Source organism: Bradyrhizobium sp. 31Argb (assembly GCF_043638955.1).
Taxonomy (GTDB): domain Bacteria; phylum Pseudomonadota; class Alphaproteobacteria; order Rhizobiales; family Xanthobacteraceae; genus Bradyrhizobium.
The window spans coordinates 1-10,500 of the sequence record NZ_JBEGDB010000279.1 but is presented as its reverse complement, the minus strand read 5'-3'; the positions used below and the strand labels follow the sequence as shown (position 1 = coordinate 10,500).

Annotated in this window: 12 protein-coding genes and 1 pseudogene; 2 read left to right on the top strand and 11 right to left on the bottom strand. The window is 64.8% G+C overall.

What is annotated here, in order from left to right:
• Window positions 1-74 precede the first annotated feature (74 nt).
• Both AAFX91_RS34055 and AAFX91_RS34050 read left to right on the top strand, forming a co-directional pair.
• Window positions 75-251, top strand: a pseudogene (locus AAFX91_RS34055) (response regulator); the annotation flags it as partial.
• 20 nt (window positions 252-271) lie between these two features.
• Window positions 272-853, top strand: coding sequence for an Hpt domain-containing protein (locus AAFX91_RS34050; protein WP_394569484.1), 582 nt, complete (start codon window positions 272-274; stop codon window positions 851-853).
• Window positions 854-1,092: 239 nt separating this feature from the next.
• Here AAFX91_RS34050 and AAFX91_RS34045 read toward each other — a convergent pair whose 3' ends face one another.
• From AAFX91_RS34045 to AAFX91_RS33995, 11 genes are all read right to left on the bottom strand, one after another.
• Window positions 1,093-2,268, bottom strand: a complete 1,176-nt coding sequence (locus AAFX91_RS34045; RefSeq protein ID WP_394569483.1) for a DUF2336 domain-containing protein — start codon at window positions 2,266-2,268, stop codon at window positions 1,093-1,095.
• A gap of 191 nt (window positions 2,269-2,459) precedes the next feature.
• Window positions 2,460-3,452, bottom strand: a complete 993-nt coding sequence (locus tag AAFX91_RS34040; RefSeq protein ID WP_394569482.1) for a transglycosylase SLT domain-containing protein — start codon at window positions 3,450-3,452, stop codon at window positions 2,460-2,462.
• 122 nt (window positions 3,453-3,574) lie between these two features.
• On the bottom strand, window positions 3,575-4,366 hold the full coding sequence (locus AAFX91_RS34035) for a c-type cytochrome (protein ID WP_394569481.1): 792 nt from the start codon (window positions 4,364-4,366) through the stop codon (window positions 3,575-3,577).
• A complete protein-coding gene (locus AAFX91_RS34030; protein ID WP_130582047.1) occupies window positions 4,363-5,988 on the bottom strand; it encodes a b(o/a)3-type cytochrome-c oxidase subunit 1 in 1,626 nt (541 codons plus the stop codon). Before AAFX91_RS34030 ends, AAFX91_RS34035 begins: the two co-directional genes overlap by 4 nt.
• A complete protein-coding gene (locus AAFX91_RS34025) occupies window positions 5,978-6,556 on the bottom strand; it encodes a cytochrome C oxidase subunit II (RefSeq protein ID WP_394569480.1) in 579 nt (192 codons plus the stop codon). The genes AAFX91_RS34030 and AAFX91_RS34025 overlap by 11 nt, the downstream gene beginning before the upstream one ends.
• A 2-nt stretch (window positions 6,557-6,558) precedes the next feature.
• The gene (locus AAFX91_RS34020) at window positions 6,559-6,732 is read right to left on the bottom strand and encodes a hypothetical protein (RefSeq protein ID WP_208827233.1); all 174 of its coding nucleotides are present in this window, start codon (window positions 6,730-6,732) and stop codon (window positions 6,559-6,561) included.
• Window positions 6,733-6,981: 249 nt separating this feature from the next.
• Complete coding sequence (locus AAFX91_RS34015; protein ID WP_130582045.1) at window positions 6,982-8,238, bottom strand: cytochrome c; 1,257 nt, start codon at window positions 8,236-8,238, stop codon at window positions 6,982-6,984.
• A 13-nt stretch (window positions 8,239-8,251) separates the two neighbouring features.
• On the bottom strand, window positions 8,252-8,863 hold the full coding sequence (locus AAFX91_RS34010) for a c-type cytochrome (protein WP_130228221.1): 612 nt from the start codon (window positions 8,861-8,863) through the stop codon (window positions 8,252-8,254).
• A gap of 208 nt (window positions 8,864-9,071) precedes the next feature.
• Window positions 9,072-9,494, bottom strand: coding sequence for a phosphoribosyl-AMP cyclohydrolase (hisI, locus tag AAFX91_RS34005; protein ID WP_394569479.1), 423 nt, complete (start codon window positions 9,492-9,494; stop codon window positions 9,072-9,074).
• Between the two features lie 28 nt (window positions 9,495-9,522).
• Window positions 9,523-10,233, bottom strand: a complete 711-nt coding sequence (gene folE / locus AAFX91_RS34000; RefSeq protein WP_394569478.1) for a GTP cyclohydrolase I FolE — start codon at window positions 10,231-10,233, stop codon at window positions 9,523-9,525.
• Window positions 10,234-10,278: 45 nt separating this feature from the next.
• Window positions 10,279-10,500: hypothetical protein (locus tag AAFX91_RS33995; protein WP_394569477.1), on the bottom strand; the 222-nt coding region annotated here is incomplete at its 5' end.

The window sequence follows — 10,500 nt, the reverse complement described above, 5'->3', positions numbered from 1 at the left end:
ATCACCCCGATCGGGCAATCCAAAGCATTCCGCGCAAGTCAAGGCCGGGCACGGCGATCCTCTCGTGACGCTCACGCATCCTCAATGTCGTTGCCAACCCCCGCCCCTTCATCAAGACCAAGACCTATTTCGGCCCGGACCGCCGCCGCAACACCAGTGCCACCTATATCGGGCCCGAGCGCCGCGTCGGCGGCGAGATGGAAGTGATGCAACAGCCGTCGCTGCTCGATAAGGCGCGTTCCAGCATCTAGCGGGAATCAAGGAGGTCGTCATGGCGAAAGAGAAACCGGGTACGCTGGAGATCAAGACCTTCGCCACGCACCATGTGATCACGCCACCAAACCCGCTGCGCAAGGTGCTGCGCCGCATCCCTCCCGACATCGATCACGACGATCCCGTCGCGCGCGCCGAGCAGGCGCTCGCGGATCTCTCCGGCGAATTCAAGCAGTGGATGACGATCGAGGCCGACCGGTTGTCGGCCGCGCACGCCATTGTGCTGCGCCACGGCTTCTCGCACGAGACGCGCGAAGAGCTGTTCCGCGCCGCCCATGACATCAAGGGCGACGCCGCGACCTTCGGCTTCCCCTCCGCCGGCGCCGCCGCCGAAAGCCTGTGCCGTATCATCGAGCACGCCCCCGATCTCGACCAGGTGCCGCCGGAGCTGATCACCCACCACATCAACGCGATCCAGGCGATCGTGCGCGAGCGCACCAAGCTCGACACCGCCGTGATGGCAACCGCGCTCAGCAGGCAGCTCCGCGGCATCGCCGATGAATTCCTGCTCAAGGTCAACCGCGACCGCCCCGAACATCTCGAAGCCATCCTGGCGCCGAGCATCGCACCGGCGGAGTGATGACGGCGTAGGGTGGGCAAAGCGAAGCGTGCCCACCATCGCGAGCGGAGTGTTGATGGTGGGCACGCTTCGCTTTGCCCACCCTACGCGGTTCGTTGCCGTCCCCGTCATTCCGGGATGCGCCGCCAGGCGCAGGCCCGGAATCCATTGGGCCGCATGCGCAGGCGGCGAAATGGATTCCGGGTTCGATGCTGTCGCATCGCCCGGAATGACGACGTGTGTTGCGGCGGCGGTTTTTCTTACGCAGCGATCAAATCGTGCTCGAGCGGTGCGAGCGCTTCTTCCGCGACCAGTTCTTCGCAGAAGACGCGCGCTTCCTCGCGCGCGGATTCGGTGGCGAAGCGGCGGAGCAGGATCAACAGCGGCTCGGCGGCCTGCCGATCGGTCTCGCAATGGGTCAGCACGCGCTCGACCATGCGGCGACGCAACCTGACCGCGCCGTCGATGCTGCCGACATAGCCGGCCTCATGACTTGCCTCGAGCGCGGCACGGAAGGCGGCGAAGGTGGATTCCGGCAGGCCCGCGCGGATCAGCAGCGCGTCGAGACTGGCGGCGCCGCGGTCATGCAACAGCGCGGCGATGCGCGCCTGCGGCAGGCCGGAGAGTTCGGCGAGCGCTGCGTGGAACAGCTCGAGATTGCCCGAGAGCAGCGCGCGCAGGATCAATCCGGCGGTGAGTTGTCCGGTGGTGCGCAGATGCGCGACGAGCCCGCGCATCTCCTCGCCGCGAGAACGCGCCGCGATGTGGACGGTCGAGCGCTCGCACGCTTCGCTGGCAATGCGCCCTGCCCGGTCGGCGGAGAGCCAGTTGCGGGCGACCACGAATTGCGCCAGCGTCTCCGAGAGCTTTGCCACCAGCGCCATGCGGGTCGCGGCCGGCAGGCCTTCCAGCACCAGCATCGCCTCCCGGATCGCGGCGAGATGGCCGTGCCGCTCGACGATGCGGTCCCAGGAGAACGGTGCGAGTTCCGCATTCGCGTTCTCGATCAATTCGAGCGCTGCGGCGGCGCAGCCGACTTCGGCGATCGCCGCACCGACGGACGCGGGCAGATTGATCCGCCGCGCGATCGCGCATTGCATCTCGTTGTTGCCTGTCGCGACAATGTCGACGAGGTCGGCATCGATCAGGAGCGGCGAATGTTCCAGCACCGGCAGCGCGATTCCGGGCTGGTCGACCGCGAGCGCCTGCACGATGGCCGCCGGCGCCTCGGCGCTGCGCGCAAACACCTCGGCCATCGCCTGCCGCACCAGCGGTGACGGATCGTCGAGCAGCATCAACAGCGCGCCCTCGGCGGCGATGCGGTCGTCCTCGGAAAGGTCGGAAATCAACCAGGCCCGCGCCAATGCCCGGGTGGCCTCGGCCCGCTCCCCTGCCGGAGCGGTCCTGATCCAATTAATGAACTGCCGAACGATCATGGTCCTTCCGGCTTACGCAACGAAACGGCACAGTGATGCAGTGCCAACGTAACAAAAGATAAACCATGACGCTTAACAAAGAGTTCACCATAACTCTTTGGGTTTATTGACGTTTCGTTAATGGAGGAAGGCTGCGCTTGCCCCAGCCACAGACCTCATCCTGAGGAGCGGCAGACGTGCGCGGCGTCGGATCAGCCCGAGAACGTGCCGTTGCGGTCGCTGAAGAGGTCGAGACGGCCGGGAGGCCGCACTTCGGGAGTCTGGCCGGAGAGCGAGGTGGTCGCGACCTGTGAGGGGCGGCCCCATAATTCCTGCACGGTGGGTGAGATCGGCTCGGCGCGGTCGCCGGCCTGGAACAGCGAGCGGAACATTGGATCGCCCGGAGTGGACGCCGTTTGCGTGGCGGACACTGGCGACATTGCGCGCGCATCCGGGAAGCTCGAGAGATAGGCAGCGTTGTCGATCGGGAGTGCCGACGTGGGTGCGGCGCTCGCGATCTCGCCGCCGGCAGCAGTGAAAGCCGTGCGGGTGTCGCTGGAGCTGGCGGCGCCGGCATAGCGCGCGCTCAGCACCGAATAGACTTCCGACACGCTGCGGGCGCGTCCCGAACCGTCGTAAAAGATCGAACTGTTGGCAGCGGCGGCCTTCGGAAACATCTGCGCGGCACTGGCGTTCGGATTGCCCTCGGCGCTCGAGATCAGTTTCGCTGCGCCGCCGACGCCCATGAAATGCGCCATGTAGAGCTCGGCATCGCTCGGACGACGGCCGATGCTGCCCGTGAGCTTGAAGCTGTTGGATTGCGTCAGCACGCCGGCCATTGCGGACGCGGCGTCCGGATCGTCGCGCAATCGCATGATCGCCGCCCGCGCCTGGGGGTCGCTGACCGAATAGCTGCCGTCGGAATTCTTCGTGATGGCGTCGGCATATTTCCCGTAGCCGAGCTGATCCCCCGCCTCCTTCACCGTGCCGAGCCAGGTCTGGTCGATGAATTGAAACAGCCCGCGCGCGGATGAGGTCGACGCGGAAGCCCGCGGGTTGAAGTTGGATTCCATCTTGGCGGTCGTGAGCAGGTATTGAAAGCTCGTGCCGGTGGTGGACGCGGCCTGCTTGATCGAGCCCGCGATCTTCGCGCGCGTCGGGTCGACACCTGCCGCAGACCCGGCGTTGAATATATCGATCGCCATCGATTGATGCCCCGCTCCTCGCGAAACGCTCGCGTGGGCTTCATGAACGCCGGTAATCGGCGCAGCTCCCTCCGATACCCTGCGGCGAGTATGGTTAATGGGAGGTTAAAGCGGCGGACAGCTTACGGCTGCGCCTCGTAGTAGCGCGCGACCTGATCGATCTCTTCCGCGGTCATCTGGCGGGCGATATTGCGCATCTGCTCGCTGATGTCGTTGCGGCGGGTGCCCGATGCGAAGGCCTGCAACTGCGCCTTGATATAGACGGCGGACTGGCCGCCGAGCCAGGGGCTGCCGGCCTTGATGTCGATCTCGCCATGGCAGGAGCCGCAGGGCGGGATGTTGCGCATCGGCGCGCCCGTCACCACGATCGCAGGCGCCGGCAGGTTCGAATTGACCTGGCTGGAGGGCACGCGCGGCAGATAGGCGTAATAGAGGGCGACATCGCGCATGTCCTGGTCGGCCATGTTGGCCGCGAACGGGCTCATGACGACGTTGACCCGCGCCCCGGTCTTGAAGTCGTTCAACTCCTTGTACGTCACCGCGGCGTACTGCCCGGCGAGGTTCGGCGAGTTCGCGTCGCTCACGCCCTGCGGCCCGTGGCAGATCGCACAGCGCTGCGCCAGGGTCGCGCCACGGCCGATCGAAACCTGGTCCTGCCGTGTCAGCATTTCCGGCGTGACCACGACATTCGACGTCTTGAACGCAGGCGGGACCGCCGCGGCTGGCCTCGGCAGGTTGGGCACGCCGGCTGCGCTGCAGATCGCGTCCCAGATGCCGGCCAGCTTCAGATTGGGCTGCAGCAGCGGCAGCCAGATCAATCCCACGATCGCGGACAGCACCGCGATGGCGGCGGTGACGCCGACGCTGATGCTGAACCAGGGATTGCGCGGCGAATAGAGCTCGTCCTCGCTCATCTGCTAGCTCCGACATAAACGGCAGGCACGCTGGTATTCTTCACGGCCATCAGTTGGCCGATCGGGTAGCCGTAATTGACGATCGTCAGCCCGATCATCAGCGCCAGCCACAATCCAAAACTGTTGAGCGCAACCGGAATGCGCGCAGGCATGTGCAAGGGGATCGCGAAGCTATAGGCACCCGCCTCGCCTCTCGGCGCGAACTGGCCGCGGATCAGCACGATCAGGAACAGGATGCCTGACGTCAGCAGGATCAATCCGCCGAACGCCGAGATCACCACCGAGAAAGCCTGCGGCGCGATCGCGGGATTGGCATAGTCATAGAACGCCATGCGGCGGGGCATGCCGAGGATCCCGACATAGTGCCAGGGGAACGTGGTGACGATCATGCCGATGAACCACAGCCAGAGCTGGGTGCGCATCATCCCGTAACTATCCAGCGTACGGCCAGTCAAATGCGGCCACAGGTCATAGGCGATCGCGAAATACATGATGACGATGGCGCCGCCGAATATCAGATGAAAGTGGCCGGTGATCCATTGCGTGTTGTGGATGCTGGTATTGAGCTGATAGCTCATGTTGATGAGCCCGCCGGCGCCGCCGAAGCCAAGCATCACCAGCGACAGCGCGGTCGCGAGCATGATCGGATTCTTCCACGGCAGCGCGCCGATCCAGCCGAACGCGCCCCTGCCCCCGCGCAGCCGGCTCGCGATCTCCGCAGACGCGCAGATCGTGAACACCGTGAGCAGCGTCGGCAGCGCGACGAGACCGGTGAACACCGATTGCATGAACTTGAAGCCGGCGCCAACCTGCGGATCGGCAAACAGATGATGCACGCCGATCGGCATCGCGACCACGACGAACATGATGAAGGCGACCCGCCCCATCGCGTCGCTGTAGAGCCGGCCGCCGATCGCGCGCGGGAAGATGGTGTAATAGGCGATGTAGGTCGGGATCAGCCAGAAATAGACGATGGCGTGCAACGTCCAGGAGAAGAATACGCGCGCCAATCCGGCGTCGATGGTGGTGGTGAGCCCAAGCGCGGTCGGAATGATCTGGAAAATGAGCTCGAGCGCGGCGCCAACCGCGGTCCAGCCCCAGAGGTAGGAGCCCGCGACATTGGCGAACATCGCGAGCGGCACCGGCTTGTCCCTGTTGTCGCGCTTCCAGACCGCGAGATTGATCGACATCAGCGCGACCCAGATCCATGAGCCGACCACGACCAGGACCACGCCGATGTAATAGAAGGCATTGCCGATCATCGGCGGATAGAAGGTATAGAGCACCGACGCCAGTCCAAGCGAGACCGGGATCATCGCGACCACGCTGCCGATCGCGACCAGCGCGATACCGGCCCAGGCCCAGCGCCGCCCGACCAACGGCCGCTCCAGCGCTGCTTCGCTGATCGCGTAGCCAAAGCCCATCGCAACCAGGGTCGGGAAGACATAGCCCATCACCGTGCCGTGCGCGGTAACCGAGCGATAATAGAATTCCGGATTGAAGTGCCAGACGTTCAGCGGGCTGCGCTCGAACATCTGCCAGGCGCCGAGCACCAGCGCCGCGCCGAACACGATGAAGGCGAGCCAGAAATGCGCCAGGATCAGCCGCTTGTTAATCAACACAGGTGAGCCTCCGTTTGCTCGCCGCCATGTTGCGGAACGTGGTCTGGTCGACCACCTTGACCTTGCCCCACATGCCCTGATGACCGATGCCGCAGAATTCCTGGCAGGGCATCATGTGTTCGCCCGGCGCCTTGAAGCTGATCGGCAGATCCGAGACATAGCCCGGCACCAGCATGGTGTTGATGTTGGTGCCCTCGATCAGGAAGCCGTGCACGACGTCGGCGCTGGTGGCGCGGATGGTGATCGGCGTTTCCGCCGGCACCACGAGGCATTGCGGCGTGAATGAATATTGCTGCCCGATCGCGCGCACCGTGACGGAGCCGTCGGCCTCCAGCACGCTGCCGAGGTTGCTTTCGACGAATTCGCCGGAAAGGTGCAAGGTCGTGGGATCGGCGGTCTCGACGCGGCCCTGCGGCATCGTTGTATGGTAGATGCCGAAGAAGGCGGCCAATCCGACGAGAACGCCGATGATCACGATCGACAATGTTGCCCAGCGTCGCTCGATGCGCGCGGCAACCGCCTCGCCGAGGCCATGCGCGCCGGGACTATGATCGGTCTCACTGGTCACGATCAGGCGCTCCGCGGCAGGAAGACGAAGAGATAGAAGGCGAACCATAAAGCGACGACGATTGCGGTCGCGATGCCCGCCACCGCAATCGCCCCGCCGGGACCTGCGCGCACGATCGCGTCCACCGCCTCGTCATCGGAATGCTGCGCCGGCCCTTGCGAAGATGAATCCGTCATGGCGCGCCCCTATAGCGTGTTGCTATTTGGTTGAATCAGCCGCGAGTTCTCTTCACCTCTCCCGCTTGCGGGGGAGGTCGGCGCACCCGGATCGGCGCTCTGCGCCGTCCGAGCACAGGCTCCGCGCCGGGTGGGGGCTCTCTCCACACAAAGGTTCTCGCCCGCGGAGACACCCTCACCCCAACCCTCTCCCGCAAGCGGGAGAGGGAGAAGAGCGTTCATCGTGGTTCGACCTGATCCCATCATGCTCTACTTCAACGTGGCCGTGCGCAGTTCGTTGGCCTGGCGCGCCGACACCGGCGCGCCGCGATTGCCCCAGGATGTCCTGATGTAAGTGACGACGGCGGCGACCTCATCGTCGGAGAGGCGCTGCGCGAAGGGCGGCATGCCATAGGGCATCGGGTTGCCCGCGGTGCCCGGCGGATAGCCGCCATTGAGCACCATGCGGATGGCATTCACCGCCGAGGCCATCTGGATCGACTGATTGCCGGCGAGCGGCGGATAATGCGGCGGCATGCCGAGCCCGGTCGCGCCATGGCAGCTTGCGCAGTCGCGGTCATAGATCTGCTTGCCGAGCGAGAGCAGAAGGCTGCTCTCGGCCGACGGTATCGCCGGCGGCGGCTTGTCCGGCGAGCTGCCCTGCGCGAGGCCCTTCAGGTAGACCGCCATCGCGCGGATGTCCTCGTCGTTGAGGTATTGCAGGCTGTTGTAGACGACTTCCGCCATCGGCCCGTAGACCGCCCCGCGGGCGGAGACGCCGGTGCGCAGATAATCGACGATCTCCTGGATGCTCCAGTCGCCCAGCCCCGCTTCCTTGTTCGAGGTGAGCGACGGGGCGTACCAGTACTGCATCGGAATCAGGCCACCCTCGAACGCCTGCGATTCCGAGCTGCCGCCGAGCGCGTTGATCGCGGTGTGGCACATGCCGCAATGGCCGAGGCCTTCGACCAGATAGGCCCCCCTGTTCCATTCCGCCGACTTCGTCGGGTCGGGCTTGAACTCGCCCTCGTTGAAGAACAGCGTGCGCCAGCCGATGATCAGCGAGCGGTTGTTGAAGGGAAAGGTCAATTCATGCGGCTTGTTGACCTGCTTCACCGGCGGGACCGAACGCAAAAAGGCGTAGATCGCATCGGAGTCCTCGCGCGTCACCTTGGTGTAGGAGCCGAACGGCATCGCGGGATAGACGAGGCCGCCGTCGGGGAAGCGGCCATCATGCATCATCCGGTAGAACTGGTCCGAGGTCCAGGTGCCGATGCCGGTCTGCGGATCGGGCGTGATGTTGGAGGTGTAGAGCGTGCCGAACGGCGTCTTCATCGGCAGGCCGCCGGCAAAGGTCTTGCCTTCGCGCGCGGTGTGGCAGGCGATGCAGTCGCCGGCGCGGGCGAGATATTCGCCCCGCTTGAGCAGCTCGGCATTGGCTGGCGGGTTCTGCTGCGCACTTGCCGGCGTTACGCCGGCGAAGCACAGCGCCAGAAGGAGAATCAGCTTGGTTGAGAGGCGTTGCATCGGCGAGCTCCCTTCAACGCGGCTCGCTGCCGCATGCAAGCGGCATCGGCAGGCTGCCTTGCGGGGCGAACGACGGATCTGCCGGCGCCGGACGCGATGAGAGATAAGCGGCGACGGCCTTGACGTCGTCCTCGGTGAGAAGGCTTGCGACAATCTGCATGCAGTCCGGGGCCGCCGCGGTGCGGGTGCCGTAGCGCCAGCCGCCGAGCTGGGCGCTGATGTAGCTTGCGCGCAAGCCGAGCAGACCGGGAATCGCGGGCTCCATGCCGCCGAAGCTCGGGCCGTGGCAGCTTGCGCAGGGCGGAATGCCGCGCTGCGCATCGCCGTTCTTCACGATCGATTCGCCACGCGCGAGTATAGCGTCGCTGACGGTCGGGATCGCAGGCTCCGGGAATGGCGGCCGCAACGATGCGAAATAGTCGGCCATCTTCTTCAGGTAGTCGTCGGGCAGGAATTCCAGGAGATAGTTCATCGGCGGATATTTCCGCCGGCCATCCCTGAAGGCCACGAGCTGATTATAGAGATAGCCCGCCGGCTTGCCGGCAAGACGCGGGAAATAGACGTCGCTTGTACCCTCGCCTTGCGCACCGTGACAGGACGCGCAGGCCAGCACGCGCGCCGCCATGGTGTCGGGCGCGCGCTCCGGCGTCTGCGCCCGCGCGGGAAGAAGAGGCAGCGCGAAAAAGACAAAACACAATCGGATTAGAGAAAAACGACGCGCCACCGTTTCGACTCCACCTCGACCACGGGTGGGAATTTTTGCACATCATGTTGACGGTGGCAACGCAGCTCACGCGCGCTGCGCCGCGTCATCTGCACAACGGAAATTGAGTCTATTTGCGATAGACTTTGTCGGGATCGAACAGGCGATCGGCATCAACGAATGACAGTGCTGTGTCACCGTCGTCATACGTGACCGCGCGATAGAAGCAGGAGCGGCGGCCGGTATGGCAGGCCGCGCCGGTCTGCTCGACGCGGATCCAGATCGCGTCCTGGTCACAATCCGTTCGCATCTCGATCACACGCTGTGTCTGGCCGGAGCTTTCGCCCTTGCGCCAGAGCGCATTGCGCGAACGGCTGAAATACCAGGCCTCGCCGGTCGCGATCGTCTTGCGCAGCGCCTCGTCGTTCATATGCGCAATCATCAGCACGTCGCCATTGGCGGCGTCGGTCGCGACGCAGGTCACGAGCCCGGACGCGTCGAATTTGGGCTGGAATGCCAGCCCTTCCTCGCGGTCGTGATCATGTGCTGACACGGGATAAGCCTCGCAATGTTGTGCGAGGTTACCGGGTCGGTCCTCGCACCAGGGACAGGAAACGTTGCTGCTCCGCCGGATTGTCGCGGAACATGCCGGTGAAGCGGCTGGTGAAGGTCGACGCGCCATGCTTGGCGACCCCGCGCACCGACATGCAGGTATGCTCCGCCTCGATCAGGACGGCAACGCCGCGGGGCTTGAGAATCTCGTCGATCGCAGCCGCGATCTGGGCGGTCAGATGCTCCTGGGTCTGCAGCCGGCGGGCAAAGATGTCGGTAAGCCGGGCAAGCTTGGACAGGCCCACCACCCGCCCGACCGGGGTATATGCAATATGTGCCTTGCCGTAGAACGGCATCATGTGGTGCTCGCACTGCGAGGTGAACTCGATGTCGCGAACCAGCACGAAATCGTCGTAGCCGGCGGTCTCGCCAAAGGTGCGGTCGAGCACCTCGGCCGGGCACTGGTGATAGCCCTGGTAAAGCTCGTCAAAGGCCTCGACGACGCGTCGCGGCGTGTCCAGGAGGCCCTCGCGATCCGGATCCTCGCCGATATAGCTCAGCAGCGTCAGAACCGCCTGCTCGGCTTCAGCCCGCGACGGGCGCGGCTGGTCGGCGCGGACGGCGGCGGCAAGGAATTCGGACGGATCGAGCTCGGCCGGCCGGGTTTCGACCACCCGAGTTTCAACCTTTTTGGGCTCGTTGCTCTTGGCAGGGCGGATCGATTTGATTGCAGCGTCCATTCGACGTCTCTCCGTTCGACCGGTCCCCTTTTCGGACCGGGTGTGTCACCGGGCAGACGAGGCGGCCTGATGCCGCCGGACGCCTGGAGTCCCCTGAGCATGATGCCATTTCGTCGAAATGTCATCCTGCTCCATATCTTGTTTGAGCATGATCTCTTCGGAAAACCGGTATCCACTTTTCCGGATCATGTGAAGTGCACCCTTATCGTGAGACACGATAATCAGGGACAGGAGGCCGCCGCTTGAGGCGGCAGGGCGGGTTGATGG